This window comes from Chloroflexota bacterium (genome assembly GCA_016219275.1).
Classification (GTDB): Bacteria; Chloroflexota; Anaerolineae; order UBA4142; family UBA4142; genus JACRBM01.
This window is the reverse complement of record JACRBM010000056.1, coordinates 125,718-152,685: the sequence shown is the minus strand read 5'-3', so window position 1 is coordinate 152,685 and position 26,968 is coordinate 125,718. Positions and strand designations below refer to the sequence as shown.

27 protein-coding genes and 1 riboswitch are annotated in these 26,968 nt (G+C 58.2%); of the genes, 8 read left to right on the top strand and 19 right to left on the bottom strand.

Annotation, left to right across the window (positions count from 1 at the left end; all coding sequences use genetic code 11):
• Positions 1-102 precede the first annotated feature (102 nt).
• The 7 genes from kdpC to HY868_15405 all read right to left on the bottom strand — a co-directional run bounded on the left by kdpC (position 103) and on the right by HY868_15405 (position 6,778).
• Entirely contained in the window at positions 103-675 is a 573-nt protein-coding gene (kdpC, locus tag HY868_15435) for a potassium-transporting ATPase subunit KdpC (GenBank protein ID MBI5303526.1), read from the bottom strand.
• Positions 669-1,028, bottom strand: coding sequence for a hypothetical protein (locus HY868_15430; GenBank protein MBI5303525.1), 360 nt, complete (start codon positions 1,026-1,028; stop codon positions 669-671). Before HY868_15430 ends, kdpC begins: the two co-directional genes overlap by 7 nt.
• An 8-nt stretch (positions 1,029-1,036) precedes the next feature.
• Positions 1,037-3,115 carry a potassium-transporting ATPase subunit KdpB gene (gene kdpB, locus HY868_15425; GenBank protein MBI5303524.1) on the bottom strand — a complete coding sequence of 693 codons (2,079 nt, stop codon included), beginning with the start codon at positions 3,113-3,115 and terminating at the stop codon, positions 1,037-1,039.
• A gap of 63 nt (positions 3,116-3,178) precedes the next feature.
• Positions 3,179-4,942, bottom strand: coding sequence for a potassium-transporting ATPase subunit KdpA (gene kdpA / locus HY868_15420; protein ID MBI5303523.1), 1,764 nt, complete (start codon positions 4,940-4,942; stop codon positions 3,179-3,181).
• A complete protein-coding gene (gene kdpF / locus HY868_15415) occupies positions 4,942-5,031 on the bottom strand; it encodes a K(+)-transporting ATPase subunit F (GenBank protein ID MBI5303522.1) in 90 nt (29 codons plus the stop codon). Before kdpF ends, kdpA begins: the two co-directional genes overlap by 1 nt.
• Positions 5,032-5,349: 318 nt before the next feature.
• Positions 5,350-6,270, bottom strand: a complete 921-nt coding sequence (locus HY868_15410; GenBank protein ID MBI5303521.1) for an LLM class F420-dependent oxidoreductase — start codon at positions 6,268-6,270, stop codon at positions 5,350-5,352.
• Between the two features lie 10 nt (positions 6,271-6,280).
• The gene (locus HY868_15405; protein MBI5303520.1) at positions 6,281-6,778 is read right to left on the bottom strand and encodes a hypothetical protein; all 498 of its coding nucleotides are present in this window, start codon (positions 6,776-6,778) and stop codon (positions 6,281-6,283) included.
• 206 nt (positions 6,779-6,984) lie between these two features.
• Between HY868_15405 and HY868_15400 the strand changes: the two genes are divergently transcribed.
• Complete coding sequence (locus HY868_15400; GenBank protein ID MBI5303519.1) at positions 6,985-7,236, top strand: hypothetical protein; 252 nt, start codon at positions 6,985-6,987, stop codon at positions 7,234-7,236.
• Positions 7,237-7,304: 68 nt separating this feature from the next.
• Here HY868_15400 and HY868_15395 read toward each other — a convergent pair whose 3' ends face one another.
• Both HY868_15395 and HY868_15390 read right to left on the bottom strand, forming a co-directional pair.
• Positions 7,305-7,739, bottom strand: coding sequence for an Hsp20/alpha crystallin family protein (locus HY868_15395; protein ID MBI5303518.1), 435 nt, complete (start codon positions 7,737-7,739; stop codon positions 7,305-7,307).
• Positions 7,740-7,747: 8 nt separating this feature from the next.
• Positions 7,748-8,194, bottom strand: a complete 447-nt coding sequence (locus tag HY868_15390; protein ID MBI5303517.1) for an Hsp20/alpha crystallin family protein — start codon at positions 8,192-8,194, stop codon at positions 7,748-7,750.
• Between the two features lie 195 nt (positions 8,195-8,389).
• Here HY868_15390 and HY868_15385 point away from each other — a divergent pair, with 195 nt between their 5' ends.
• The 6 genes from HY868_15385 (at position 8,390) to clpB (ending at position 14,007) form a co-directional block, all read left to right on the top strand.
• Positions 8,390-9,322, top strand: coding sequence for a DnaJ domain-containing protein (locus tag HY868_15385; protein ID MBI5303516.1), 933 nt, complete (start codon positions 8,390-8,392; stop codon positions 9,320-9,322).
• Positions 9,323-9,667: a helix-turn-helix transcriptional regulator gene (locus HY868_15380; protein ID MBI5303515.1), complete on the top strand. Its 345-nt coding sequence runs from the start codon at positions 9,323-9,325 to the stop codon at positions 9,665-9,667.
• Positions 9,668-9,708: 41 nt separating this feature from the next.
• On the top strand, positions 9,709-10,137 hold the full coding sequence (locus HY868_15375) for a BON domain-containing protein (protein ID MBI5303514.1): 429 nt from the start codon (positions 9,709-9,711) through the stop codon (positions 10,135-10,137).
• A 45-nt stretch (positions 10,138-10,182) separates the two neighbouring features.
• Positions 10,183-10,911: a rhomboid family intramembrane serine protease gene (locus HY868_15370; GenBank protein ID MBI5303513.1), complete on the top strand. Its 729-nt coding sequence runs from the start codon at positions 10,183-10,185 to the stop codon at positions 10,909-10,911.
• A gap of 2 nt (positions 10,912-10,913) precedes the next feature.
• Entirely contained in the window at positions 10,914-11,297 is a 384-nt protein-coding gene (locus HY868_15365; protein MBI5303512.1) for a hypothetical protein, read from the top strand.
• 100 nt (positions 11,298-11,397) lie between these two features.
• Entirely contained in the window at positions 11,398-14,007 is a 2,610-nt protein-coding gene (gene clpB, locus HY868_15360) for an ATP-dependent chaperone ClpB (protein MBI5303511.1), read from the top strand.
• 88 nt (positions 14,008-14,095) lie between these two features.
• Here the strand turns inward: clpB and HY868_15355 are convergent, their stop codons facing one another.
• From HY868_15355 to HY868_15310, 10 genes are all read right to left on the bottom strand, one after another.
• On the bottom strand, positions 14,096-15,406 hold the full coding sequence (locus HY868_15355) for a S8 family serine peptidase (protein MBI5303510.1): 1,311 nt from the start codon (positions 15,404-15,406) through the stop codon (positions 14,096-14,098).
• A gap of 217 nt (positions 15,407-15,623) precedes the next feature.
• Positions 15,624-15,710: riboswitch (cyclic di-GMP riboswitch) on the bottom strand.
• Positions 15,711-15,971: 261 nt separating this feature from the next.
• The gene (gene trpS, locus HY868_15350) at positions 15,972-16,976 is read right to left on the bottom strand and encodes a tryptophan--tRNA ligase (GenBank protein MBI5303509.1); all 1,005 of its coding nucleotides are present in this window, start codon (positions 16,974-16,976) and stop codon (positions 15,972-15,974) included.
• A 526-nt stretch (positions 16,977-17,502) separates the two neighbouring features.
• A complete protein-coding gene (locus HY868_15345) occupies positions 17,503-17,955 on the bottom strand; it encodes a hypothetical protein (GenBank protein MBI5303508.1) in 453 nt (150 codons plus the stop codon).
• 38 nt (positions 17,956-17,993) lie between these two features.
• Positions 17,994-19,067 carry a hypothetical protein gene (locus tag HY868_15340; GenBank protein MBI5303507.1) on the bottom strand — a complete coding sequence of 358 codons (1,074 nt, stop codon included), beginning with the start codon at positions 19,065-19,067 and terminating at the stop codon, positions 17,994-17,996.
• Entirely contained in the window at positions 19,060-20,868 is a 1,809-nt protein-coding gene (locus HY868_15335) for a glutamate mutase L (GenBank protein ID MBI5303506.1), read from the bottom strand. Before HY868_15335 ends, HY868_15340 begins: the two co-directional genes overlap by 8 nt.
• 58 nt (positions 20,869-20,926) lie before the next feature.
• Complete coding sequence (locus HY868_15330; GenBank protein ID MBI5303505.1) at positions 20,927-21,571, bottom strand: hypothetical protein; 645 nt, start codon at positions 21,569-21,571, stop codon at positions 20,927-20,929.
• Complete coding sequence (locus HY868_15325; GenBank protein MBI5303504.1) at positions 21,568-23,841, bottom strand: zinc-ribbon domain-containing protein; 2,274 nt, start codon at positions 23,839-23,841, stop codon at positions 21,568-21,570. The genes HY868_15330 and HY868_15325 overlap by 4 nt, the downstream gene beginning before the upstream one ends.
• Before the next feature lie 6 nt (positions 23,842-23,847).
• On the bottom strand, positions 23,848-24,447 hold the full coding sequence (locus HY868_15320) for a hypothetical protein (GenBank protein ID MBI5303503.1): 600 nt from the start codon (positions 24,445-24,447) through the stop codon (positions 23,848-23,850).
• Positions 24,448-24,449: 2 nt separating this feature from the next.
• Positions 24,450-25,271, bottom strand: a complete 822-nt coding sequence (locus HY868_15315) for a hypothetical protein (GenBank protein ID MBI5303502.1) — start codon at positions 25,269-25,271, stop codon at positions 24,450-24,452.
• A gap of 23 nt (positions 25,272-25,294) precedes the next feature.
• On the bottom strand, positions 25,295-25,567 hold the full coding sequence (locus HY868_15310) for a hypothetical protein (protein MBI5303501.1): 273 nt from the start codon (positions 25,565-25,567) through the stop codon (positions 25,295-25,297).
• A 194-nt stretch (positions 25,568-25,761) separates the two neighbouring features.
• Between HY868_15310 and HY868_15305 the strand changes: the two genes are divergently transcribed.
• On the top strand, positions 25,762-26,769 hold the full coding sequence (locus HY868_15305) for a fatty acid desaturase (GenBank protein MBI5303500.1): 1,008 nt from the start codon (positions 25,762-25,764) through the stop codon (positions 26,767-26,769).
• Positions 26,770-26,968 lie beyond the last annotated feature (199 nt).

The window sequence follows — 26,968 nt, the reverse complement described above, 5'->3', positions numbered from 1 at the left end:
TTCAATCGAAGGATGAAGGATGAAGAATGAAGGATGAAGAAGGGAACCACAGGAACTGAGGGAAATTGTGCTCTTCATCCTTCATCCCTCTGACTCCTGCCTTTATTTTACCACATCCAACGCCAAATTGAGTTGAAGAACATTCACGCGCGGCTCACCCAGGATTCCGAATTGACGGTCCTCGGTAAACTTGACTACGAGCGCGCGCGGCTGCGCCTCGCTCAATCCGCGCGCACGCGCGACGCGCGAAACTTGGTACAGCGCGGCGGCGACACTGATGTGCGGATCGAGTCCACTGCCGGACGCAGTGACCAAATCCACCGGGATGGGCGCGGTGTTATTGGGATCCGCTGCGCGCAACGCGTCCCTGCGCGCTTGCGCCGCCGTCACAAGCGCCGGGTTCGTCGGTCCAAGATTGGAACCGGACGATGCCGCCGCGTTGTAGGGCAACGGCGATGTCGCGGACAAACGCCCCCAGAAATATCTTGGATCGTCGAAGGACTGACCGACGAGCGACGAGCCAGCCACGCGTCCATCCTTGACGATCAAACTGCCATTCGCTTGACCTGGGAAAACAATTTGCGCGATGCCGGTCACGATCAACGGATAGATCACACCAGTGATGATCGTCATCAGCGCAAGCAGCATAATCGCCGGTTTCAATTGCGCTACCATTTTTCGTTATCCGTTTCCTGGGTCGGTCGCGCCGGCACGCGCAGCACGGGGCGTAGCATTGGAGACCGAATCACCTCACCCGAATTTTGATCCGCGCGGGCAGACTTGGGATTGAAGACCGTGATCCGCAGATCGTCCACCGTTCCGGTGCGCTCCATTTCGTACCACTCCAAGCGACCACGGTTGAATTGAACCCAGGCAAACATCGCGCTAAACATCAGTGCGATAATCGCCGCAAAGACGATTTCCCGTGAGACGCCGGGCAAAGGCGTAAGCTCTTCGCTCAACCCTAACCCAATCACCACCGGAATCACCAAATACAATTGCCACCAAGCCGGTTTACGCGATTTCATACATCCTCCTACACCAAATGCAGCGCGACCAAAATCAAATCAATGATTTTGATCCCAATGAACGGTGCAATGACGCCGCCGACGCCATAGATCAACAGATTGTCGCGCAAGAGTTGCGCCGCGCCGACTGGACGATACGGCACGCCGCGTAACGCCAGCGGAATCAGCGCGACGATGATTAGCGCGTTGAAGATGACCGCCGACATGATCGCGCTCTCCGGCGTCGTCAGCTGCAGTATGTTGAGCACATTTAGAGCTGGGTAAGTTGTTGCAAAGGCAGCTGGAATGACAGCAAAGTACTTGGCAACGTCGGAGGCAATTGAGAACGTGGTCAACGCGCCGCGCGTCATCAACAACTGTTTTCCGATTTCCACAATGTCAATCAACTTGGTCGGATTGCTGTCGAGATCAATCATGTTCGCGGCTTCGCGCGCGGGTTGCGTGCCGGTGTTCATCGCCACGGCGACATCCGCTTGCGCGAGCGCGGGCGCATCGTTCGTCCCATCGCCGGTCATCGCGATCAGACGACCGCCTTGCTGATATTCGCGGATCAATTTCAGTTTCGTTTCCGGCGTTGCCTGCGCGAGAAAATCGTCAACGCCGGCTTCCGCCGCGATCGCAGTCGCGGTGAGCGGATTGTCGCCGGTGATCATTACCGTCTTGATGCCCATTTTGCGGAGATGCGCGAAGCGTTCCTTGATGCCGCCTTTGACAATGTCCTTGAGATGAATCACGCCGAGCGCGTTGCCATTGCGCGCGACGACGAGCGGCGTCCCACCATTCTTGGCGATGCCTTCAATCGTTCCTTTCAAATCCGGCGGCGCTGGACAATTGTGTTTTTGAATGTAGGCGAGAATCGTATCCGGCGCGCCTTTGCGAATTTCAGTCCCATTGAAATTCACGCCGCTCATCCGCGTCTGCGCGGTGAACGGAATGAATTCCATTCCATCGTACGCCTTGTCGCTCACACCGACGGTGCGCCCGCGCAGTCCGTATTTTTCTTTCGCCAGGACGACGATACTGCGTCCTTCCGGCGTCTCGTCCGCCAACGAAGAAAGTTGCGCCGCCTCAGCCAGATCGTGTTCCGTTATCTTGGCGACCGGGATAAATCCCACCGCTTGCCGATTACCGAGCGTGATCGTGCCGGTCTTGTCGAGCAAAAGCACGTCCACGTCGCCCGCCGCTTCGACCGCGCGTCCCGACAACGCGATCACGTTGCGGCGAATGAGACGATCCATGCCCGCGATACCAATCGCGGACAACAAGCCGCCAATCGTCGTCGGAATCAAACATACGAGCAACGCGACGAGCACCGTGATGGTGATCGGTGTGCCTTGTCCGGCAGATTGAACGCTGTAGAGCGAGAACGCCAGCAGCGTGATGCACACGCCGAGAAAAATAATCGTGAATGCCGCGAGCAAAATATTCAGCGCGATTTCGTTTGGCGTCTTTTGCCGCTTCGCGCCTTCGACCATCGCGATCATGCGATCCAAGAATCCTTCCCCCGGATTCGCGGTGACGCGCACGATGAGCCAATCGGACAAGACGCGCGTGCCGCCGGTGACCGCGCTGCGGTCGCCGCCGGCTTCGCGAATGACCGGCGCGCTTTCGCCAGTGACCGCGCTTTCGTCTACCGACGCGATGCCCTGGATCACTTCGCCGTCGGCGGGAATGATGTCGCCCGGTTCGACGAAAACGACATCGTGTTGTTTCAACGCGGTCGAAGCGACGATTTCGATTTTGGCATTCCGTTTCGGCTCGCGCAGTTTTTTCGCTTGCGTTTCGCGACGCGCGCGGCGCAGCGCATCGGCTTGCGCCTTGCCGCGTCCCTCGGCGAGCGCTTCGGAGAAATTCGCAAAGAGCACGGTGAACCAAAGCCAGATTGAGATCGCGCCGATGAAACCTACCGGCGCTTCGCCTTGCCCGACCAGAGCTTGTGCCCACAGGATCGTCGTCAGCGCACTGCCAACCTCGACGATGAACATGACCGGATTTTTTACCATCCCGCGCGGATCGAGTTTGACGAACGAATCTACGACGGCGCGGCGGTAAATGGTGTTGGGCGCGTCCGCTTTTTTACTAGGCATGATTTATCTCTTTCGTAAAACGTGAATCGTAATCTTCGCGTATCACGCATCCCGTTTTACGTTTCACTCGAGCATCAATTGTTCGACAATCGGTCCGAGCGCGAGCGCGGGAATGAAATTCAACGCAGCGACGATGATGACGATCGCGACGAGCCAGCCGATGAAGAGCGGCGTATGCGTCGGGAGTGTGCCGGCGCTGGGCGGAACTGTTTTCTTGCGCGCGAGCGAACCGGCAAGCGCCAGCATCGGAATCGCGAGCCAGTAGCGCGCGATGAGCATCGCGAGTCCACCCAGGATATTGTAGAACGGCGTGTTCACGCCAAGTCCGGCAAACGCGCTGCCGTTGTTGTTGCCCATCGAAGTGAACGCGTAGAGCACTTGGCTGAAACCGTGTGCTCCTGGGTTCAAGATCGTCGCTCTACCCGCGTCGAGCGAGAGCGCGATGGCGGTAAAACCAAGCACCATCAATGGCATGATCAAAATCGCGAGCGATGCCATTTTCATTTCGTACACTTCGATTTTCTTGCCGAGATACTCCGGCGTGCGCCCGACCATCAACCCTGCGACAAAAACCGCGACGACGACCAGGGCGAGCATTCCGTACAAACCCGAGCCGACGCCGCCAAAGATCACTTCACCCAGGTGCATCATAATGAGCGCGACCATGCCACCGAGCGGCATGTACGAATCGTGCATCGAGTTGACCGAGCCATTCGACGCGGACGTCGTCGCGGTTGCCCAGAGCGCGGAATTGGCGATGCCAAAGCGGACTTCTTTGCCTTCCATATTGCCGCCCTCCTGGGTTTCACTCGCGATTTGATCTATGCCAAGTTTCGCGAGCGCGGGATGCGGACTTGATTCCGCCCACACCGCGATGGCAAGGAACGCGACGAAAATTATCAGCATCGCGGTGAGGATTGCCCAACCCTGGCGTGTATCGCCAACCATTTTTCCAAACGTGTAACACAACGCCGCCGGGATGAGCAGGATCGAAAGCATCTCGAAGAAATTCGATAGCGGCGTCGGATTTTCAAACGGATGCGCCGAGTTCACGTTGAAGAACCCGCCGCCGTTCGTGCCGAGTTGCTTGATCGCGATTTGCGACGCGGCGGGACCAACCGCGATCATTTGCTGGGTCACCGGATTACCATTCGCATCCTGGGTCGCTTGAACGAGATTCGCCGTGACGTACGGACTGAATGTTTGCACGACGCCTTGCGAAACGAGCAAGAGCGCAAGTACGATGGACAACGGCATCAGGATGTACAACGTCGCGCGCGTCAGGTCCACCCAAAAGTTGCCAACCCCCACCCCGTCGCTCCCCCGTTTCACCGGGGAGGGAGTCAGCGCGAATCCGCGAACGATCGCGGCGAGCATCGCCATGCCGGTCGCCGCCGAGACGAAATTCTGGGCAGTGAGCGCGATCATCTGCGTGAGATAGCTCAACGTCGTCTCGCCGCCGTAATTTTGCCAGTTCGTGTTCGTCGCGAAACTTACTGCTGTGTTCCACGCGCCGTCGGGCGACACCGCGCCCAGTCCTGCCGGATTGAGCGGCAAAAATCCTTGCGCGCGTTGAATCACGTACACCACAACGAGTCCCAGGAAATTGAACGCGAGCACCGCGAACGCGTACGTCTTCCAATCCATTTCCATATCGGGCGCAACCCCGCACACGCGATAGATCGCGCGCTCGACCGGACGCAAGAGCGGATCGAGAAAAGTGCGTTCGCCCTGAAACACGTGCGCCATGAACACGCCGAGCGGCTTGACGAGCAGGATCAATACGACAAAGTAGAGCACGATTTGCAGAACGCCAAGAGTCGTCATTAGAACCACTCCGGTTTCAACAACGCGGCGAAGAGATAGACGAGCAATGCGAGCGAGATGATGCCAACGACAAGATACAGAATATTCATGTTACTTGTCCTCCACGCGCTGACACAGCGAAACAAAACCGACCGTCATTACGAGAAAAGTTATCGTAAGCCCAAACAGTAAAAGATCAGGCATGTCAAAATCTCCGCGTCAAATTTCGTCCACGGGGCAGTATACGAGGATGCAAGTCAAGAGAGGGACAAGAAAATAGCCGGCGGTATCAAGAAAGCATAAAGAAATAAGGTGAGGGCGCAAAACAACACACGCAAGTCTGACCTAGGTCAAACTTGCGTGTGTTACGAAAAAAATCAAGATTGGTCGCGGTTAAAGCCGCTACGAAACTGAACCGGTGCGGGATTTCAGCGGAACTGCGGCAGGACGCTCTTTGCCATCGCTTCGAGTCCATCCAGGTCGTCGAGATCGAGCCACTGCAGCATCACGCGTTGCGCGCCGGCTTGCGCGAGTTTACCGAGCTGCTCGACGATTTGATTCGCGACGCCGACGATAATGCCGCGCTCGCGCAATTTTTCGGCGGTTTGCCCGCGCGCGCTGACCTTGCTCTGGACTGCCGCGTCATCGCGACCGAAGACACAGCCAGTCATCACCGAGCGACGCACGGTACGCGGATCGCGCTGGTGCGCGGTGAGGGTTTCGTCGAGCCGCGCGTTGAGCCGCGCGAAATTCGCGGGCGTTTGAAACGTGGCGTTCCACTCGTCCGCGTATCGCGCGGCAAATGCGAGCGTGCGCTTGATGCCATTGCCGCCGATGAGGATGGGGATATGGCGCGCGGGACGCGGTAGCAACATGGCATCATTGGTACGAAAGTACTTTCCCGGGAATGTCAGCGGTCGGTCGTCGTCGAGCAAACGCTTGACGATTTGGACCCCTTCCTCAAAGCGCACGAAACGCTCCCCGAGTTCCAAAAGTTCCCATCCATAGTTGGTGTGCTCGCGCGCTTGCCAGCCCGCGCCCAGACCCAACGTCAAGCGTCCGCCGGACAACGCGTCCACGTCGCGCGCCATGCGCGCGGTCAGCGTGGGGTGGCGAAACGAGACCGGTGTGACGAGCGGACCGAATTCGATACGCGTGGTGTTCGTCGCGAGCCACGTGAGCGAGACCCAGAGTTCCAGCGAATCCTTGTCCGGCGGATTCGCGTTCGTAAAATGATCGGAGCGGTACAGTCCGACAAATCCCAAATCTTCCGTGGCTAGCGCAATCCGTTGCCAACGTTCCCAATTCAGTCCATTTTGTCCTTCGACCATGATCGCGATTTCGAGCATGGACACCTCCTTAATCCCACTCGACATCCACATGCTGAATCTTGAGATTACCCCAGTATTGTTCGCGCACGCCGGTAATCCGCGCGCCCAACGCATCGGGCGACGTCGTCACGCGCGCTTGCAATTGCAGACCCAGGGGTTGCGCGACAAACGCGGCGAACGTCGTCGCGAGAATCACATCCGGTAATTTCTTGATGCTCGGCTTGCGTCCGAGCGCCAAGATCGCCGCGAGCGCGGTGAGCAAACCGGCGGCGAGCAGATTCGTGCCGCAGCGCGGATGCACCGCGAGTTTACTCTCGCCGCGTTGTAGGCGCGCCACCGCTTCGCGCGCGGCGATGATCAATTCATCGCGGGCAACCTCGCCATAGATATTAAAACCGGTCGTGTCGGCTTTGCCGACCAACCGCAGATCCGGATTGTGCGCTGTGAGAATGTGGACGGTCGCGTGCTCGATCCCGTGATGGCGCCGCACCGTTCCAATCGGCGCGGTATCCAAAATGTTCGTCATCGTTTCACCTCGCGCGGTATTGTACACTAAAAATTGGAATTTGGAAATTGGCGGTTGGAAATTGGAAGTCGGAAGTTGGAAGTCGGATGAGTTGCGCGTCCGCGACCGATTTCCGAATTTGCCATTTGCCATTCGCTATTCGCCAACTTGTCGTCACGCGGGATTGTGGTATAATCCTGCCGCAAAATTTTGGAGGTTGATGAGTAATGCCTAGACGATATTCTCCTCAGCAAAAAAAACGGGATTGGCGCTGGTATGTGAACATCGGCTTGAATGGCGCCGTCGTGCTTAGTATGGTGATCGGTACAGTACTGATTTTTGCGCCGCCCCAGCCGCCGCCAGTAGCGCCGACGATTGTCGCGCCGACCGCGGGACCGACCCCGATACCAACAGCCACACCCAGGGCGTACGCGTTCGTCGAACCGATCCCCGCGCCGGTCAACGCAAACACGTACTGATTGGTCGTTGAAAAAATCGCGCCGATCAAAAAAGCCGAGCAGCATGTCTCGGCTTTTTTTATTCGCGTTTAGACGCTTTTGACTTTGATGACCTTGGGTTTGATCTCTTCGGCTTTCGGAATCGTCAAGGTCAGCACGCCGTTGTCGAAGGCGGCTTCGGCTTTGTCCGCTTGAATCGCCAAAGCGAGTTCGATCGAACGCGCGAACGGTCCGTAGCGTTGCTCCTGCAACAGGTACGTGCCTTCCTCCTGGGGCGCTTTGTACTCGCCGCGCAGAGTCACCGTGCTCCCCTCGATCGTGATCTCGACATCTGCCGGTTTGACGCCGGGCACGAGCGCACGCACGACAATCGCGTCCTTGGTCGTGAACACGTCCAGCGGCAGGTAAGCGCCCGCTTCGCTCCAGTAGCGCGCCGGGCGCACGACTGAATCTTCAAACAAACGATCCATCGCCTGACGCAACGTCATCATTTCCTTGAAGGGTTCCCAACGCGAGATGCTCATTTTGCCTCCTACTTGGTTTTGACCTTGACGGTCTTGGGTTTGATTTCTTCGCTCTTCGGCACACGCAACGTCAACACGCCATTCTCAAATTCCGCTTCCGCCTTGGCTGATTCGAGACCCGCCGGCAGCATCACGCATCGCGTAAACGAACCCACGCGACGTTCGCGCCGGTGATACGTGGCTTGTTTGATTTCGGTCTCTTGCTGCGTTTCGCCGCGAATCGTCAACGTGTTGCCGGCAATCGTGATTTCAACATCATCCGGTTTGACGCCGGGCAAGGTCGCTTGGACCACGACGTGATCTTTCGTTTCGTACAGATCCATCGCGAACTCGGTCGCGAAGGTTGGCGCCATCCAACCACGCGCGTTGAGGAACGAATCCTCAAACAAGTGATCCATCGCATCGCGCAGAGTCGTTACTGGTCGAAACGGTTCCCATCGAATTAACGCGCTCATTGTCTTCCCCCTTTTTTATCTGGTCGCTTTTCGGCGAATTACATTTTCGGCTGGATTATACAACTATCATTTTTGTTTGTCAATAGGTTTGATAATGATTTTATCAACTTTTATCATAAAGTTAAAGTAAAATACATTGACATAGATTATGTTGGGTGGTATAATCGCGCCAGAAGACCGGGCGAGGGAGTGGTGATGGATTACAAGGATTATTATCAAATTCTCGGCGTGCCCAAGGATGCCAGCGAGAAAGACATCAAGCAAGCGTACCGCAAATTGGCGCGCAAATATCACCCGGATGTGAACCCTAGCAACAAAGCCGCGCAGGAAAAATTCAAGGAAATCAACGAAGCGAACGACGTGCTTTCCGACCCGGAAAAGCGCAAAAAGTACGACATGCTCGGTTCGAACTGGCAACAGTACGAACAATATCAACGCGCGGGCGGGCAGGGTCCGTTTCAATGGGGCGGCGGTCAGTATCGCACTGTGACGCAGGACGATTTCGAAAATATTTTCGGCGGACTCGGCGGCGATGATGCCGGCGGCGTATCCGATTTCTTTCGCACGTTTTTTGGCGGCGGCTTTGGCAACGCGCGCGCGGGCGTGCGACCGCGCCGCGGGCAAGACATCGAGCAAGCGATTGAGATTCCGCTCGAGGACGCGTATCGCGGCGTGACGCGCGTTCTGCAAAAAGAGGGACGCCGGCTCGAAGTAAAAATTCCGGCGGGCGTAAAATCGGGATCGAAAATTCGACTCGGCGGCGAAGGAATGCCCGGCGTGAGCGGCGCGCCCGCCGGCGATCTGTACTTGCGAATTCAAATCGCGCCGCACGCGCTCTTTGAACGCCAGGGCGATGATCTGTACGTCCAAGTGCCGGTCGAGTTGTACACCGCGCTGCTCGGCGGCGAGGCGAGTGTGGCGACGCTCAAGGGTAAACTCGCGCTCAAGATTCCGCCGGAGACGCAAACTGGCAAAACGTTTCGTCTCGCCGGGCAAGGGATGCCGCGCATGAATCAAGAAAACGCGTTCGGCGATCTGTACGCCAAAGTGCGCGTCGTGTTGCCGGAAAATTTGTCGGCAAAGGAACGCGGCTTGTTCGAAAAATTGGCGGAATTGCGGAGGAAGTAAATGATCTTTGATTTTCACAACGACGATGAACCGATCTACGTGATTAGCGTCGCCGCGCGTTTGGTCGAGATGCATCCGCAAACGTTGCGGTACTATGAGCGCGCCGGGTTGCTCAAGCCGACGCGGTCGTCCGGCAAGATTCGGCTCTACTCGCGCCGCGAGATCGAGCACCTCCGGAAGATTCAGCGGCTGACGAACGAACTGGGTGTGAATCTCGCCGGCGTCGAAATCATCATCGAACTAACCGAGCGACTCGAGCAGATGGAAAAGCAAATGCACGCGCGCGAACAGGAATTGTTGGGCGAGATCGAACGTCTGCGAAAGATGTTGGGCACATTATCGTAGGGCAAGTTTCCAACTTGCCTACTTTTCAAGGAGAACACTCGATGGCAACTCAGGACGAAAGATTGGCGCTCAAGGTTCGCGCCATGCTGAACACGTACACGCCGCTCCGCGTGTGGTCTGATCGAATCGCCGTGGAAACACGCGACGGTACAGTCACCCTTGCCGGCGTCGTGCGCACGCGCGCGACAAGCCAAATCGCGGAACAACTCGCGCGCGGCGTCCCCGGCGTTACACGCGTCGTGAATCAACTCGTTGCCGACGACGCGGTCGAAATCGCGTTGGCGGGCGCCTTGGCGAACGATACGCGCACCCAAGGCGGTTTTCCTGGCATTCAAGTTGGCGTTGTGTTCGGCGTGGCGTACCTTAAAGGATTGGCGCGCAACCAGACGCTGAAAGACGCGGCGGCAGAAATCGCAGGCAAGGTATTGGGCGTACAACACGTTTCGGACGAAATCGCCGTCGTCGCGTAACATCGTAGGGGCGACTCGCGTGGTCGCTCCTACCAAAGGATTTGAATGATTCCAGTCGGTGACGACAATCCGTCGCGACGTGTGCCAGTGGTGAATTGGTCTCTGATCGCGATCAACATATTCGTGTTCCTGTACGAACTAACGCTACGTCCACGCGCGCTCGACCGCTTGTTCGCGACGTGGGGCGTGATGCCAAACGAAGTGTGGTATTTGTTCGCACATCCGCTCAACACGCCGCTCGACGTGTGGTTGTCGTTATTCACGTCCCAGTTCTTGCACGGCGGCTGGGCGCACATTATCGGGAATATGTTGTTTCTGTGGGTGTTCGGCGACAACATCGAAGACGCACTCGGTCATTTCACGTACCTCGCGTTTTATCTGGCGAGCGGCGTCGCCGCGGCGTTCGCACAAGCGTTCGTTTCGGGAGCGAGCAACATTCCGTCCATCGGCGCGAGCGGCGCGATTGCCGGCGTGCTTGGCGCATATTTGTTGATGTATCCGTTCTCGCGCATTCGGATTTTGATTCCGTTGTTCATTTTATTCTGGACGATTCAATTACCGGCATTGATCGTCATTGGGTGGTGGTTCGTGCAACAATTCTTTTACGGCGTCGGTTCGCTCGGCGAAGCCGGGATGGGCGGGATTGCATTTTGGGCGCATATCGGTGGATTCGTCGCCGGCATCGTTTTAATTTTGCCTTTCCTGGGACGGGCGCGGCAACGCCGGCGCGTGCCGCGTTATTATTCGTCGTATGACGAGGCGAATTGGGGGTGAGTATGACAGACGACCAACAAGCGCGGATCAAACAATTGATCGGAAATATCCAAGTCGAATTTGGCGATTCGGTTGGGGCACTGTTGCAGGAAGTTAACCACATCCGCCTCAAGGACAATGGTACACTTTTAGCAAAAGCCGCCGTCGAACGCGATAGCATCCGCTGGACCTTGGAGTGGCACGAGGGACCGATCCAGTTTGATCTGAACGTGGTCGCCGCCATAGAAGATGATGGACGTTATGCAAAGATCGCGCGCGTGTGGGTGCAACGCCACGCCACCACCCCGCTCGATTACGATGGGCACACGCCGACAACGCGAATGCGCCGGCTCACTGCGCTCTCACTCGCCGAAATTCGCGAGGCGATTGAAGCAGAATGGGGATAGCAACGGACGAGGAACGGATAAACGGAAAAACGGATGAAGGTCGAGCAAGGTTGCTGAGCACCCCAGGGTGCTCAGTTCCATATCACAGGAGTTTTGAGCTATGGCTTTCAACTTGAACAAATTAACTGAAAAAGCGCAGGAAGCAGTGGTTGCCGCGCAAGAACTCGCGCAGAATAATCAGCACAGTCAAATCGAGCCGGAGCATTTGCTCGCAACTTTGCTCGCGCAGAGCGATGGCGTCGTACCACAAATCATCAGCGCGCTCGGCGCGAATCCGGAAAGCATCGCGCAACAAGTCGGCGGCGAACTGAATCGCTTGCCGAAGGTGTCGGGCGCAACGCAACAAATCGGCGCGTCGCAACGATTGTCGCGCGTGCTCGACAACTCGCTTCAGCAAGCGAGCAATTTGCATGACGAGTACGTTTCGACCGAGCATCTTTTGCTCGCGTTGATTGATGCGGGCGGGTGGGCGTCGGGACGAACGCCCCTACAAAACGCCGGCATCACGCGCGACGCGGTGCTCAAGGCGTTGACCCAGATTCGCGGCAACCAGCGCGTCACGTCGCAGAATCCAGAGACGACATACCAGGCACTGCAAAAGTACGGGCGCGATCTCACCGATCTCGCGCGCAAAGGCAAACTCGATCCAGTCATCGGGCGCGATGAAGAAATCCGACGCGTGATGCAAATCTTGTCGCGGCGCACGAAAAATAATCCGGTGTTGATCGGCGAACCAGGCGTCGGCAAGACCGCGATTGCGGAAGGACTCGCGCAGCGCATCGTGCGCGGCGATGTGCCGGAGCCGCTGAAAAATAAACGCGTCGTCCAACTCGATATGGGCGCGCTCGTCGCGGGCGCGAAATATCGCGGCGAGTTTGAAGAACGGCTCAAAGCCGTGCTGAAAGAAATCACGACGGCGGCAGGGCAAATCATTTTGTTCATTGACGAGATTCACACCGTCGTCGGCGCGGGCGCGGCGGAAGGCGCGATGGACGCGAGCAACATGCTCAAGCCGATGCTCGCGCGCGGCGAACTGCACACCGTCGGTGCGACGACGCTCGACGAATATCGCAAGCACATCGAAAAAGACGCTGCACTCGAACGACGTTTTCAGCCGGTCATCGTCGGTGAGCCAAGCGTCGACGACACGATTTCGATTTTGCGCGGACTGAAAGAACGGTATGAAGTGCATCACGGCGTCCGCATTCGCGATAGCGCGCTCGTCGCAGCGGCAGTCTTGTCGAAACGCTACATCACCGATCGGTTTTTGCCGGACAAGGCGATTGACCTGGTGGATGAATCCGCGTCGCGCTTGCGAATGGAAATTGATTCGATGCCCGCCGAACTCGACGAGATCACGCGGCGCATCAAGCAACTCGAAATCGAACGCGTCGCGCTGCAAAAAGAAAAAGACGCCGCGTCACGGGAACGATTGTCGCGGCTCGACAAAGAACTTGCCGACCTGCGCGAAAAATCGAACGCACTCACCGCGAAATGGAAACAAGAGAAAGATGTGATTACCCAGTCGCGCGCGTTGAAAGAGGAACGCGAGAACGTCCTGCATCAACTCGAACACGCGGAACGCGAATCGAAACTCGAAGAAGCGGCGCGATTAAAGTACGGCACGCTCGCGGAACTCGACAAGAAAATCGCGGCGCAGCAATCGCATCTCGCCGAAATCCAAAAGACCGGCTCGTTGTTGAAAGAAGAAGTGAGCGAGGAAGACATCGCCCAAGTCGTCGCGAAATGGACGGGCATCCCAGTTTCGCGTTTGATGGAAGGCGAGGTGCAAAAATTGTTGCGGATGGAAGACCGCTTGCACGCGCGCGTCGTCGGACAAGACGATGCGATTCACGCGGTTGCGAACGCGGTGCGCCGCGCGCGCGCCGGACTGCAAGACCCGAAACGTCCCATCGGCTCGTTCATCTTCCTGGGTCCGACCGGCGTCGGCAAGACCGAACTCGCGCGCGCGCTCGCGGAATTTCTTTTCGACGACGAAGCCGCAATGATTCGCATTGACATGAGCGAGTATCAGGAAAAACACACGGTCGCGCGTTTGATCGGCGCGCCGCCGGGGTACGTCGGCTACGACGAAGGCGGGCAACTCACCGAAGCGGTGCGTCGCCGTCCGTACGCGGTCGTGCTGTTCGACGAAATCGAAAAGGCGCATCCCGATGTGTTCAACACATTGTTGCAAATTCTCGACGATGGACGACTCACCGACGGACAAGGTCGCACGGTAGATTTCAAAAACGCGGTCATCATTATGACCTCGAACGTCGGCACCGAGTTTCTGATGAATGGCGACGGCGCGAACGCGCGCGAAATGGTCTTGACCGCGTTACGCGCCCGCTTTCGTCCCGAGTTCTTGAATCGCATTGACGAGATTGTGATGTTCCACCCGCTCGCGCGCGCGCAGCTCAAAAAGATCGTGGACATTCAGATGGAACTCGTGAGCAAGCGCATGGCGGAACGCAAGATCGAAATCGAGCTGACCGACGCGGCGAAAGACTATCTCGTGAACGAAGGATACGATGCGACGTACGGCGCGCGTCCGCTCAAGCGCACGATCCAACGCGCGATTCTTGATCCGCTCGCGACCCAGGTGCTGGAAGGCAAATTCGCGGAAGGGGATACGGTCGTCGTGGATTTGGAGAAGGGCACGCTGGTGTTTTTGAAAGAGGAACAGCAAACGAAAAAGTCAAAATGAATCGCCCCACTCGAAACGAGTGGGGCAATATTTTCTCAGCAGGTTACGGCAGATTCAACAATCACGCACCAAGACAGTGCGTCAACGACTACTTGACTGCCGCATACGCGTTAACCATTCCCGCGCCGAAGAACGATGTTTGACCAGGTCCACCGGTGCAACGACGTGGGTCAGTGGCGGGCCAATTCGCTGGGCAGGAGAGCGGCGTAGCCGACGAGCGGATTAACGCCGCAACCGCGCCCTGCGGCATGCCCGGGTGCCTCTGACGAATCAGTGCCGCGACACCGGCGACGTGGGGTGAAGCCATCGAAGTGCCGCTAATCCATACATACCTGCCCCCGCCGCTCACGACGGCGCGGTTGACGCCAGCAAGCGCCTCCCATAAACCGGTGGCGTCGGTGCTCGACCAGCCAGCCAGGATGCGTCCGCGACCGAATACGCTGGACGGGGTCTGTCCGGCATCGCCACCCGGAGCAGTGACATCAACTGGAGAGCCAACATTCGAGTAGCTGGCGAGGGTGTTGACACCGGAAGCCGACACGGTCACAACGCCGGGCAGTTCAGCCGGTGTGACGCGGCAGTTGTTCCGCACCTCACGTACAATGGCTGAATCCAGCGGCCAGTCCGGGCTGATCTCGTCAATGGTGGGATGACCGAGATCATGCGCTTCATTGCCAGCGGCGGCGACAATCACCACACCGCGCTGCTGCGCGTAGCGGGCGGCATTTTGGAGATCCTGGAGAACAGCCCGCTGCCCTGCCTCATTGGCACAGAAGTACAGGTACGGGTCGGCGAACAAACTGAGATTCACCACATCCAGCCGCTGATCGCCGGCGTAGCGGAGCGCCGCCGCTACCGAGTCGGCGAAGCAAAAGCCAGCGATGGTGCATGCTTTCAAGCCAACAATCGTAGCTTGCGGCGCCACGCCCACGATGCCGATTCCGTTGACTCGACCGGCGATCGTCGTGGCGACATGTGTGCCATGACCCTGAAGGTCTTGTACAGCAGTCTTGTTCGAACAATTCCCGTTGGCGATTTCTGCCGGGTCCGCTGTGGGCGTCGAGTCAAAAATGAACGAACACGACCGTGCAACGTCAATGCCGCCGGCGAGATCCGGATGGGTAAAGTCAACACCGCCGTCAATCACGCCGACCTTCACACCTACACCAGTTGCTTTGGCGTTAGCGGCTCCAGCGTTGATCACTTTCATATCCCACTGGCAGGGCGATAGCGGATCTGCCCCACTCGTTCCCGGGTACCCTGCAATACAGTTCGCCCGGGCGGTGGCTTCATCAATGACCGCAGAGGTACCAGCCGACGCTGACTGAACGAGTACGACGAGAAGCAGCGCGGACAAAGTTGCAGTCAGAAATGCAACCTGTAACATTCTTTTTTTCATGTGCCTTACTCCTCTCCTTGTGTTGTGTTTTGCAAACGACGCAAACCCAAAGCCATTCCAAGACTCGGGCACAAACGCTAGTTGCTCACTATGCTGTGGCATCACCTCCTTTGTTGTGGCATCACCTCCTTTGTGACAAGGTCGTCAGAGGATAGGTATCACCCTTTTGGATCAAATCAAGCCGGACGCAAATAAAAAAACCGCTCCGCGCTAGATGCGTGGTCACGGTCGGTTACGCCATTTGCTCGACTCAGCTCAAGGCGTCCAAAAACACAAGCTGAGCGTCATTGCTCCCGTCAAAAAACAATCCCATCGCGTTGTCAGCGCGCGAATTTGTGTTGAACTATAAAACAATCCGATCTTCTAGTCAAGGGGCAAACTAGATTCCTAGATTCATCCGGATTTGACCAGCGGCTGAAACCCAAGCCGCCAGACCCGAGGATCAGAACGATCAGGAGAATCCTCACCGGATGGATTAATCGTCGAGCAATTTCATTGAACTCTATTTGCCGATTGATTATCTCAGCGAATCACTGACACGTCAGACGTGTTTACCTAACCTGAGTTACATCATGCGACCCAGCCCCATCGCTTCGCGCGCGAGATCAACCGTCTCTTGCGAAATGGGGCGCACCTTGGCGACGCCCGCCGCGAGAATGTCGTCCACCTGATTGGGATTGTTCGCGTAAAACGCGCGCCGTTCCCGGATCGGATCGAGGAACGCGTTGAGCGCTTTCGCTAATTTTTTCTTCACCTCGACATCGCCGACCTTGCCCTGGCGATACCGTTCTTTCAAGTCCTCAACCTCGGATTTGTCCGGGTTGAACGCGTCGTGATACTGAAACACCGGATTGCCTTCGGGATTGCCGGGAATGTCTGCGCGCACGCGCGTGGGATCGGTGTACATCCCGCGCACTTTTTGATCCACGGTTTTCGCATCGTCCGCGAGAAAAATCGCGTTGCCGATGCTCTTGGACATTTTGCCCTTGCCATCGGTGCCCATCAAGGTCGGCACTTCGCCGATCAGCGCGTCCGGTTCTGGAAACACGTCGCCGCCGTACAAAAAGTTGAAGCGGCGCGCGATCTCGCGCGTGACTTCGATGTGCGATTCCTGGTCTTTGCCGACGGGTACGAGATGCGCGCGCACGTGCAAAATATCCGCCGCTTGCAATACGGGGTAACCGAGCAAGCCATACGACGGGTTTTCGATGTGCTCGGCGTCCATCACTTCTTTGAGCGACGGCACGCGTTCGAGGCGCGGCACGGTCGTCAGCATCGAAAAGAGCAAGTGCAGCTCGCACACACTCGGCACATCGGACTGGACGTAGATCGTCGCCTTGTTCGGATCAATCCCGACCGAAAGATAATCGAGCACGAGGTCGCGCGTGAATTGTTTCGTCGCGATGACGTGGTCTTTTTCCGTGTGCCGCGTAAGCGCGTGATAATCCGCGACGATCAAGAACACTTCGTACTCGTCTTGCAAGCGCACGCGGTTCGCCAACGTGCCGACATAGTGACCCAGGTGCAACAGACCGGTTGGTCGGTCGCCCGTCAAGATTCGTTTTTTCATTGGAACCCCCAATTATTTTCGATTGCCGATTTCAGATTCTTGATTGGCGGAAAATAAAAACGCTCGCCCCGCGCAAGGTACCGCGCAATCGGGGACGAGCCGCAAAGCGTGCCCGTGGTGCCACCCTGGTTAGCCCAGCAAAAATCCCCATCGTGCAGACGATAGGGATATGCCAGTCTCACTCTGGAAACGCAGTTTGAAAATTGGAGGTTGGAAATTGGACGATGGAAATTGGATTCTGAATGGTTTCATCCAATCTCCAACTTCCCATTTCTAATTTCTATCTTCAAACATCAATTTCCTTCGCCACGATAACGGGGGCGTCTCCGGCATCACCTACTAGGCGCCTACGCGCGGTTCAGCTTGCAACTCCCCGGTCCATTCGCCGCCGCTTGCCGCATCGCACTTGCACCACGCGCTGTGCGACTCGCTGAACGGAACACGACGGCTACTCGTCCGGATCCACATTGTTCGATTGAATAAGTTGCGCGACTATATCATGCGCGCGCACAAATGTCAAACGCGTTTACGCCGCGCTCACCCGCGCGCGTCGCGCGGCAAAGATCACAAGCACCAACACAACGCCACCCGCCAGGAGCAACAAATCTTCCCCCAAGCCGGATTCCGGTAACGAGCCAGCCGGTGTGCCCGTGCCGGGTGTCGTCGTAGTCGCCGCCGTCACGCTACCGGCGGCAGTCGGTTCGGCAACCGTCGCAGGAGCGGCAACCGTAGGAACAACCGGGGTTGCGGTCGCCGCTTCGGTCGCGGTCGGAATCGCGGCAATTGCCACGGTTCGTGTGACCGTCGGCGTAACACGCGTCGGCGTCGCCGTTGCGGCGGGGCGCGCGATCTGATTGAACAGGAACACACCACCCAGACCGATCAAACCCAAAATCAACAAACCCGCCAGACCAATCGCGAGAATGATGAACACTTGGCGACTCGAACCACCGCCGCCCGCTGGGGTAATTTCTGACATCGTTCAGTCTCCTTTCGTGACGAGTTACGACCCAGTCCTCAACCAATCAGTTCAAGATTTTCCCACGGCACAAACGCGCGACTGCCGGTCAGCAATTCGACCTCCGCGCCCCACACGGAAATACCACTCTCCAAAACCTGGGGCAATGCCGGCGCATCCGCGATTTTGCCGACCTGCCCGATCAAGGGACCGCTCGTAATCCGAACGGTTGCGCCAATCTCGCAACTTAGGGTGGCAGGCACCTGTGCGGTTTCACCAGACACCGCCGCCGACAACGCGGGAATGAAAATTTCGGGGTTGGGCATCTTGGCATCCAGAAACGCTTCTTCGCCGCTGTGACGCGCGAGCATTTCGAAAATCGGCAACGCCATCGGAATCTCGCCGAACCCTTCAGTCACCATCACAGGCAGAGACAAGGTCACGAGCAGTGATTTGATTTTAGCCGAGATGCTGCCGATAATCAAGCCCGCCGCTTGTTCCTGCGCCGCGCGTTGCAACGCGGTCTCGGTGATCCCAGCGCCCGCGAGGAGAATCGCGCCGCGCGCGGAAACGTCAATCTGCTCGTCGGTCAAAACGCTGCCCGGCGCGTCCACCGCTTTGCGGAGGATGCCATACGCTTCGCTGCCCGTGCCCCACGTACCTTCCGCCAATGCGCCGTTCGCTTCGATCACCACGCCGCGCCGCGGCACAATGTTCACAATCGCCCCGCGATAATGCCCGCGCAATTCAAACGGCGCGTCCATCAAATCCATCGTCAGCCACGAGCCCTGCAATGCGGTGATGCGCCCGTTCCCCGGCGCGCGATACACCCGGCGCGCCGCGCCGAAAAATTCCGGCTTGGACGCGATTTCATCGCGCGCGACAATATCGTCGCCGACTTGCTTTTTCATCAAACTGGGCAAGGTCGTCTCGGTCGTGTGCATGTACCGCGCGAGCGGGACCGGTCGCAAAAATCCGACGGACGCCGCGCGCGCCACTACGTCGAGCGCCCCAACGCGACTGCCCATCGTTACGAGAACTTCGCCGTTCACCGGTAAAACCCGTTCGCGGCGAATTTTTGCGAGCGTCAAGACGCGCGTTTGTGTCAATGGAGGCAGACGACGATTAGCCATACGCCACCTCGCCGCCAATGTCCCAGTACCACTGTTGAATTTTCGTGCGCCGCTTTTCCGGATCCTCCGGCAGCGCGATGGGACGCCCGCGCGCATCAATAATCAATCCGAGCGCGCCACCTTCCACTTCGGCTTTCAACACGCCGCGTCGTCCGCGCCCCAGACTCACACCCACCGCGGGGCGCACCTCGAGCTGAGCTTTTTGTCCCGGCGCCAGCGGCACGATTTCCAGACTACCGTGATGCACTTCCAAATTCATCACGCCGCCGTCTTGCGGTTTTATCTTGATGTTCAGATCCACTTGCCCTTCGCGCAGATTCGACAACGGCGCGATGACCGTGCCGAGCGTCACAAAGCCATCGCGTTCGAGCACCATCGCGGCGGCTTCGGCGTTGACCGCCGCGAGCGCGCCAAACGCCGGCGCAAGCCCGAAGGTATCCACCGCGAGTGTAAACACGCCGCTGGGTTGCAACGCGTCGAGCGCGAGCAACGCCATCGCGCCCAGGTTCGTGTTGTTTGCCAGCAAACCGCCGGTGAGCAAAATCAAATCGAGATCGTTGACGTCCACATTGCTCGCGCGCGCGGCGGACATGAGCGCCACGCGTCCCGCGGCTTGAGCAAGGCGCGCTTCTTCGCGCGTGACCGGAATCGAACGCGGGTGCGCCGCGCGGTTGAGACAGCGCGTCAACGCGTCGTCTTCGGTCAACTCCATTGGCAACCAATCGAGCAATGCCGCGACGCCGCCCACCGCGATCACGCGCTCGATATTTTGTCCCACACCCAGGTCGGCGCGCACAACGCGCGAGTACGCCTCGCGCCGCGCGACGACAAGCGTCGTCGTGTTGCTACCGATGTCCGCGCCGAGCACGTTCAAATCGAACAAGCGCGCGACAAAGCGCACCACGTTCTCGAACGCACGCGCGGTGGAAACGACGTTGATGGGCGTCATCCCCAACAGCACGTCCATACCCGGCTGGTATGCCACTTTGCGTTCGGCGTACAACGATTCGAGCGCGGCTTGCAGCGCCGCCGGGTCGGCGCGTTCCATCGTCGGACGCACATTGTCCACCACGCGCAGCTCGGTGAGATCGCCGAGCCGTTGCGCGATCTGCGGACGCACCTCGCGATTGCCGGCGAAAATAATCACCGGACGCGCGCTCTCCTCGCGCGAAGCGACAATGGACGCGATCAAGTTGGTAATTTCGAACAAGCTGTTCGTCGCGCCGCCATCCACGCCGCCGACCAGCACGATCACATCCGGTTTGGAATGCGCGAGCGCCTCTGCCGCGATGACAGCAGGATCGGGTGTGGATTCGCCGCTCTTGCGCCGCGCCATCGCGACGCGAATGCCGGTCTGATCCGTCACAACATCCTGATCCCAATCCACTGGCAACCAACGCCGCCCCGTCTCGTCGAGCGCGAGGATCGCGACCACCGTCGCGTACGTGCCGTGAATCGCGTCCAGCGCGCTGGCGACGCTGACATCGCGGCTCAAGCCGACGATTGCGACGCGCAGCGGCGGCGGCGCGCTCGTCAGTGCGACGACCGCGTCCACACCTTGCGCGCCGATGCGTTCGGGCGCGATGATATTTCCATCGTCCGTCAACAAACGACGCCCGGTGCGCGCTTCGACCTGTTGCACCGCGCGGCGCAACCCGACGGTAATGTCGTCGCTGGTGGTGGCGGCGGTGCCCGCGCCGATAAAGCGGTAGATGCCATCCACCCAGTCTACCAAACCGACTTTGGTGTTGACACTGCCACAATCCGCCACGAGCAACGATTCGAGTTTCGAGTCAGGCATTTTGGAATTTAGGATTTAGGATTTGAGATTTGAGATTTGAGATTGCAAAACGGTTCAATTAGCGCGCGCCGAGCATGAGCAAAAAGGAAACACGATCAATCAGAATCGCTAGACGTGACACGGCGATCCCGGCGAAAATCGCGCCGAACGCAACAAAGATGAACCAACGTCCGACGCGTCCCCAACCACGTGCTACGGTATCGAACGCGCGCAACCCGGAGGTTTTCGCTGGCACGATGAAACGGAACGAGAGGAACGCGCCTATCGTGCCAATCACGAGGAACGCGTTGTTGACAAGCGTCTCGAGACCTTGCGAAGGCGCAAGCGAAACAATCGTCGCGCTGAGTTGCGGGACGAGCGTGCCGCCAAGCGCGCCGCCAATCGCGAGCGCGCCGCCCACGCCGAACAGAAACGCAATCGGCAGATTTCCAATCGGCGCCCAGGTCGCGCGTAATTTCGCAAAGAGTAAAATACCAAGCGCGAGCGGGAAAAAGTAAATCCATTTTCCGTTCGGATCTTCGGAGAGCGGCTTGAACAACTTGAGCCACAGCACAAGATAGATCGCGACCGTCGCGGCATAGCCCGCCGCCACGCCGACGAAAAGCGCTTGCGCCAAACGGAACAACGGCGTGTCGCCCAGCAAATAACTAAACACCAGCAAGGTCAGAATTACGCCGACCAACGCGCCGATGGGATCACTCATTTCTTTTCGCTCCGCGTCCGCGCGCGTGAGAACAAAAACATGATATTCCCGACGACGATGACGAGCACCAACAAAACGACCGCCGCGTTTTGCGCGCCCGCGCTAACGACCGCCGCACCCGGCTTGCCGGTCAAAATCTCGAATTGCGCCGCGCCGGTCAACCCCGCCATCATCGCGACGATTTGATTCGCGGACCGATACGCGCGCGCGCGCGGCTCGACGCCCGCGCTGACACCCGCCGCGATTTTGACGCCGCGGGGTTGCACTTGCTCCATCCACATCTTGAGCGCGTCGTCGTTGCCGGCAAGCACGATCACGAGCGCGACATCATTCAAACTCGTAATGCGCGATGTTTCGAGGAACGGACGCAACGACTTGCGATCGCGCCAATCCAGGTTGTCCGCCGAAAATTTCGCCGTCGCGAGATTCGCGAGCGCGACTTCGTTGCCAGGGAAATAACCCAGGTTGACCATCTGCGTGCCGTACTCGTACGCACCCTTGCTCACGACAGAATCGAGCACACGTTGTGCGATCTGTGGACCGGTCTCGAACGTCGAGAGCGCCGCGACCTTGACGCGTTTGCCGGCAAGATAACGCGCGAGCGCGCGCGCCTGTAAATCCATTTCGCCCGCCATGCCCGGCTCGTACTCGAACGCGAGCACCACCGTCGCGTTCGGGGTCGCAAGTTTGTCGAGCGTTTCGAAAAATTCACGCGCGGGCGTGCGCGTGATCGGTAGCGTCGCGCTCGACAAATCCGGCGGCAGGACGAGCGGCACGAACAACGCGACGAGCAAGGTTAAATAAACCAACCAGCGCGAGACCGAGAACGCGCGCGCTTTTTTGACGACCGGCACGGTGGTCGGTGCGACCGGTGTGGCGAGAATAGATTCGAAGAGGTGCGCGCCGCTCCGCCGCGGCAAGGGCGATGCGGTCTGCGCGGCGCTCAACGTGTGCGGCTCGGCAATCGCGTTAGCGAGCGGCAACACGCCGCGCAATCCTGCAATCGGTCCAACGGTTTCGATTGGCTCGCCTTCGCCCAGGTCGAAACCGGGTGCGGCATCCGCCGGTTTGAGTACGGCAATCCACTCGGGCACTTGCTGGGCTGGCTCAATCGGACGCGCCGGCGTTTCGCCCAAGATCGGTTCGGGCTTGGCAGACGGGGCGGCAAAACGCAACCAGTCTGGAATTTCTTCTTCGGCGAATGGTTGTGTGGGCGCACGCGGCAACCCGGACGGCAAAGGAATCTGAATTCCTTCACCGGATTGAATGCGCCGCAACCATTCTTCGTCCGACAATTCTTCTTGTTCGGTTGGTGTCGGTGGCATCGGTGGCATCGGTGGCATCGGCGGTGATGGCGGTGGCGCAGTCGGCGCAGATGGCGCGACCGACCGCAACCAATCCGGCACGTCTTCATCCACGGAGGGTGCCACCGGAATTTCGCCAGCCATTGGCTTGAGCCAATCCGGTTCTTCGATGGACGCGGACGGGATCGCGGGCGCTTCAGCGGGCACGGAGGGCGTTGCGCCGGCTGACTGGAGCCAATCGGGTACGCCCGCGTCCGGTTCGCTTGGCACAGGTGCTTGCGCCGCCGAGGCGCGCAGTTGGCTCATCCAACTCGGCTCTTCATTTTCGGTTGGCGGAGTGGACGCGCTCGGTTGTTCCGCTGCCGCAGGTTCTTCCGCGCGCAAATTGTCGAGCCACGCGGGTACGGACGCGCTCGACCCAGATTCGCTGGGCGGCGCGGGTGTTTCTGCCGGCGGCGCTTCCGCCGATTCAAGCCAACTGGAAACCTGAGCCGGACTGGCATCGGTGGTTTCTTCCGCCGGCGGCGCAGAGGCGCGCAAACGCGCGAGCCAATCTGGCTCATCGCTGGTCGGCGCGGGCGCTTCGTTCGTCGGGGCTGGCGTCACGGATGGATGCGCCAACCAATCCGGCACATCCGAATTTGCCAGCGCCGGTTCGCTGGGTGGAATCGCGGCAGACGCATCGGTTTCTTCCGGCGTGACCGGTTCTTCCGCCGCTGGTTCCAATTTCGCGGGGAGCGATAAACCTTTGATCGGCGGCGGACTCGCCGGTTTTTCTTCGGGAGGCGGCGCGGTCATCGGCACAAGCCGCGCGTTGCACTTGAAGCAAAATACGTTCTCGACCGGATTCGGCGTACTGCACATCGGGCAAACTAAACCCGACTGCGGAACCAGGCGCGCGCCGCAGTGATTGCAGAATTTACTACCATCTCGATTTTGAGTTCCGCAGTGAGAACAATATACCATCGTAATTTATTCGCTGTACGGGCGATCCATGCCGACGAGTAAACGCAACGCGGTGGCAATCGTGCCAATGGCAACGCCGAGGAGAATGCCGCGGACGCCGGCTTGACTAGGCACGCGCAACACCCATTCGCGGAAATCTTCCAGCACGGTCAGGAACGGCAATTGACCAAGAAACACGACGACCGCGGCGAGCAACATCAAGGTCGTTTCGAAATTACGCGCGCGTAACGCGCGATACGCGGCGGTCGCGAGGAAGAACGCGGTTAACGCAAAAAACGCGCTTTGGAGTGGGAGATAAAGGTTGTTGAAAATCCAGTTCATCTCATTGCTCGGAATATCAAACCACAAACCAAGCAGAAGCACGCCGAGCGTCGTCACGACGACGACGATGCTGTAGAACACGCCCGGCTCGTTGCGGCGCACGATGCGAAGCGCGTGAACGAAAAACAGATTGAACAGACCGAGCAACAACGCGAACGCGGTAAGCACAATCGCCCACTCGCGAAACACTTCGCCCAAACCGTTCAACAAGGGGTGGTCGAAAAAATAATCGAGCAGAACGATCAAGCCCACGCTAATCGCAAATGCGGTCGCCAGCCACTTCATCGTTAGAACAATCCTATCGTTTTCATCAGCACCGCGACGATGATCCCGAGAACCAACAACCCGCGCGCAATATCTTGCGCGAGCAGACTGCTGAGGTGCGCCGGTTTTTTAAGGAGATACGCGCCGCTGGCGTAAATCTCTTCGCCGAGCAAGGGGTTATCTACTGTAGATTGCACGAACGGCAGCACGCGCTCTGCACTCGTGCCGCCGACCTGCGGCAAACCGCGTTGCGCGCCGGTTTCGCCGAGCAAAAGAAACTCGTCGCCGAATCGTCCGAGCATGACATTCGCGGTCAACTTGTGTTGGGTGAGCGTTTGCATCGCGCCGGCGGCGTAGGCAAAACCACTGCCGGGCGCGACGGGCGTCGCGCTGTTGAGCGCGCCGTTCGGCGCGATAAAACGCGCGCGCGCCGGATCGTACTCTTCGGCGTAACCGTGCCGCGTATAGGTACGGCGCAACACATCCTGCGCCGCGGGGAGCGCGGTCGGATTCGCGACGGTGACAATCGGCGGCGCTTCGCTGATGACGCCGCGCTCGGCGACGTATTCGAGCGTCGTCAAGCCCGCCATCGTATCCGCGGTGAACGCGTCCGCGATGCCGCTGATGCCAAGCGACAAATGCACCGGGCGACCGGTCTCGGCAGACTGAGTGAGCAATTGCGTGAGCGCGGCATAGCCCGGAATCGCGCGCAGCGAAATGACCATGCCGCGTTTGACCGCCCAATATGCGAAAGCAAAGAGGGGGAGAAAAAGAAGGAACAGAACGAGTTGGCGCGCTTGGTCTGTTCCAATCGTGGATTGCAAAAGACTGAGCAGTGTTTCCATTCAATCGCTCCCGCGAACGCGCGTCAGCGCGACGTGGAGGATAGCGTTTCGAGTCGGTCTATCAGCATCTGAACGCCCGTGCGATCTTCGAGCAACTGCGCGAGATGCCGCACCTCCGCATCGTTCAAACCAAGACGCAGCAAGGGCTGGGCGAACCACACCAACTGCGCGCCGACGAATGCCCATGGTTGGTGGATCGTCAAGAATAAAAGCGCCGGCGCAACCATGTCCGCTTCGCCAATGCGTTTTACTAGGTCGTCTACTACCTGCTCGCGGCGCGCGGCATCCCAAGCCATGTTAAAACATTCCGCCAAGAGAAAAAACTCAACTTCGTCAACATTATAAGGCTAGTAGTGCCATACGTCAAGCACGCTTGCACGCGCGTGGGCACTTGCGCTTGGCATAATGCGCGAGTATGATGAAGGCGCATCGGGTTAACCAAAAACCATCGGTTTGGGAGTTGCTCTCAAGCCAAGCGATAGGAGTGAGTATGCAAGTGGAGTTCGAAAAACTAAATTGGAAAGAAATGATCGCGCCCTACACGGAACCGCAACTGGGTCGCAGTCTTTGGCAGATCGTCAACACGCTCGCGCCGTATCTCGCGCTGTGGGCAGTGATGATCTGGAGTGTGGACATCGCGTACTGGCTGACCCTGCTTCTCGCGATTCCCGCCGCAGGTCTGCTCATCCGCGCGTTTATCATCTTCCACGATTGCTGTCACGGAGCGTTCTTCAAATCCAACCGCGCGAACGAATCACTCGGCGTACTGCTGGGATTCATCACCTTCACGCCGTTCTATCGTTGGCGACACGACCACGCGATTCACCACGCGACCGCCGGCAATCTCGACAAACGCGGCACCGGCGATGTACCAACGATGACCGTGCGCGAGTATCTTACCGCCCCATGGTACAAGCGCGTGGGATACCGGGTCATGCGTAATCCTCTGTTCTTGTTCACGGTTGGGGCATCGTTTACGTTCCTGGTCTTACATCGTTTTGCCACACCCAACTCCGGCAAACGCGAACGCCTGAGCGTGCTCTATACCAACCTTGCGGTGTTCGCCATTGCTTTGGGGTTGAGCATGTTGATCGGCTGGGAACGTTACGTGCTTATCCAACTGCCAATTATGGTCGTCGCCTCGGCGATTGGGTTGTGGATGTTCTACGTTCAACACCAATTCGAGAACGTCTACTGGGATCGTCAGGACGCGTGGAGTTTTGTGCGCGCGGGAATGCAAGGCAGTTCGTTCTACAAACTCCCCGCGATTCTGCAATGGTTCAGCGGAAACATTGGCTTTCATCACATCCACCACCTTAGCCCGCGTGTGCCGAATTATCTTTTGCCCAAGTGTCACAAGAATAATCCGGCATTTCAAATTCCGCCGCTCACTTTCCTAGAGAGTCTCAAATGCGTACATCTGCATTTGTGGGACGAGCAAGCACAACGGCTCGTCGGCTTTGACGTGTTGCGGCAATATCGCGCGCGCGCGAATTGACAGCCGCGTTTTTTTGTGGTATATGTTTGCCACTGAAAGACAATGATTCGGACGAGTACTCGTCAGACGAAATTCAGAGAGTCAATCGAGTTGGTGTGAGATTGATATTTCCGAAAACGGCGAATGGACCGATGAGTCTCCCGCTGAACGGCAAACGCCCAGTATGCGTGGACGGAAATCGCCCCCGTTATCGTGGCAG

Excerpts from the sequence above, each read along its gene's own strand:
- HY868_15405 (MBI5303520.1), bottom strand. The coding sequence starts at position 6,778 with ATGACGAACATTTTGGATACCGCGCCGATTGGAACGGTGCGGCGCCAT.
- kdpF (MBI5303522.1), bottom strand. The coding sequence starts at position 5,031 with ATGAATATTCTGTATCTTGTCGTTGGCATCATCTCGCTCGCATTGCTC.
- HY868_15375 (MBI5303514.1), top strand. The coding sequence starts at position 9,709 with ATGGCAACTCAGGACGAAAGATTGGCGCTCAAGGTTCGCGCCATGCTG.
- kdpC (MBI5303526.1), bottom strand. The coding sequence starts at position 675 with ATGGTAGCGCAATTGAAACCGGCGATTATGCTGCTTGCGCTGATGACG.
- HY868_15395 (MBI5303518.1), bottom strand. The coding sequence starts at position 7,739 with ATGAGCATCTCGCGTTGGGAACCCTTCAAGGAAATGATGACGTTGCGT.
- trpS (MBI5303509.1), bottom strand. The coding sequence starts at position 16,976 with ATGAAAAAACGAATCTTGACGGGCGACCGACCAACCGGTCTGTTGCAC.
- HY868_15335 (MBI5303506.1), bottom strand. The coding sequence starts at position 20,868 with ATGCCTGACTCGAAACTCGAATCGTTGCTCGTGGCGGATTGTGGCAGT.
- HY868_15410 (MBI5303521.1), bottom strand. The coding sequence starts at position 6,270 with ATGCTCGAAATCGCGATCATGGTCGAAGGACAAAATGGACTGAATTGG.
- kdpB (MBI5303524.1), bottom strand. The coding sequence starts at position 3,115 with ATGCCTAGTAAAAAAGCGGACGCGCCCAACACCATTTACCGCCGCGCC.
- HY868_15355 (MBI5303510.1), bottom strand. The coding sequence starts at position 15,406 with ATGAAAAAAAGAATGTTACAGGTTGCATTTCTGACTGCAACTTTGTCC.
- HY868_15325 (MBI5303504.1), bottom strand. The coding sequence starts at position 23,841 with ATGGTATATTGTTCTCACTGCGGAACTCAAAATCGAGATGGTAGTAAA.
- HY868_15370 (MBI5303513.1), top strand. The coding sequence starts at position 10,183 with ATGATTCCAGTCGGTGACGACAATCCGTCGCGACGTGTGCCAGTGGTG.
- HY868_15345 (MBI5303508.1), bottom strand. The coding sequence starts at position 17,955 with ATGTCAGAAATTACCCCAGCGGGCGGCGGTGGTTCGAGTCGCCAAGTG.
- HY868_15390 (MBI5303517.1), bottom strand. The coding sequence starts at position 8,194 with ATGAGCGCGTTAATTCGATGGGAACCGTTTCGACCAGTAACGACTCTG.
- HY868_15305 (MBI5303500.1), top strand. The coding sequence starts at position 25,762 with ATGCAAGTGGAGTTCGAAAAACTAAATTGGAAAGAAATGATCGCGCCC.
- HY868_15400 (MBI5303519.1), top strand. The coding sequence starts at position 6,985 with ATGCCTAGACGATATTCTCCTCAGCAAAAAAAACGGGATTGGCGCTGG.
- HY868_15340 (MBI5303507.1), bottom strand. The coding sequence starts at position 19,067 with ATGGCTAATCGTCGTCTGCCTCCATTGACACAAACGCGCGTCTTGACG.
- HY868_15380 (MBI5303515.1), top strand. The coding sequence starts at position 9,323 with ATGATCTTTGATTTTCACAACGACGATGAACCGATCTACGTGATTAGC.
- HY868_15430 (MBI5303525.1), bottom strand. The coding sequence starts at position 1,028 with ATGAAATCGCGTAAACCGGCTTGGTGGCAATTGTATTTGGTGATTCCG.
- HY868_15315 (MBI5303502.1), bottom strand. The coding sequence starts at position 25,271 with ATGGAAACACTGCTCAGTCTTTTGCAATCCACGATTGGAACAGACCAA.
- clpB (MBI5303511.1), top strand. The coding sequence starts at position 11,398 with ATGGCTTTCAACTTGAACAAATTAACTGAAAAAGCGCAGGAAGCAGTG.
- HY868_15385 (MBI5303516.1), top strand. The coding sequence starts at position 8,390 with ATGGATTACAAGGATTATTATCAAATTCTCGGCGTGCCCAAGGATGCC.
- HY868_15365 (MBI5303512.1), top strand. The coding sequence starts at position 10,914 with ATGACAGACGACCAACAAGCGCGGATCAAACAATTGATCGGAAATATC.
- kdpA (MBI5303523.1), bottom strand. The coding sequence starts at position 4,942 with ATGACGACTCTTGGCGTTCTGCAAATCGTGCTCTACTTTGTCGTATTG.
- HY868_15310 (MBI5303501.1), bottom strand. The coding sequence starts at position 25,567 with ATGGCTTGGGATGCCGCGCGCCGCGAGCAGGTAGTAGACGACCTAGTA.
- HY868_15320 (MBI5303503.1), bottom strand. The coding sequence starts at position 24,447 with ATGAAGTGGCTGGCGACCGCATTTGCGATTAGCGTGGGCTTGATCGTT.
- HY868_15330 (MBI5303505.1), bottom strand. The coding sequence starts at position 21,571 with ATGAGTGATCCCATCGGCGCGTTGGTCGGCGTAATTCTGACCTTGCTG.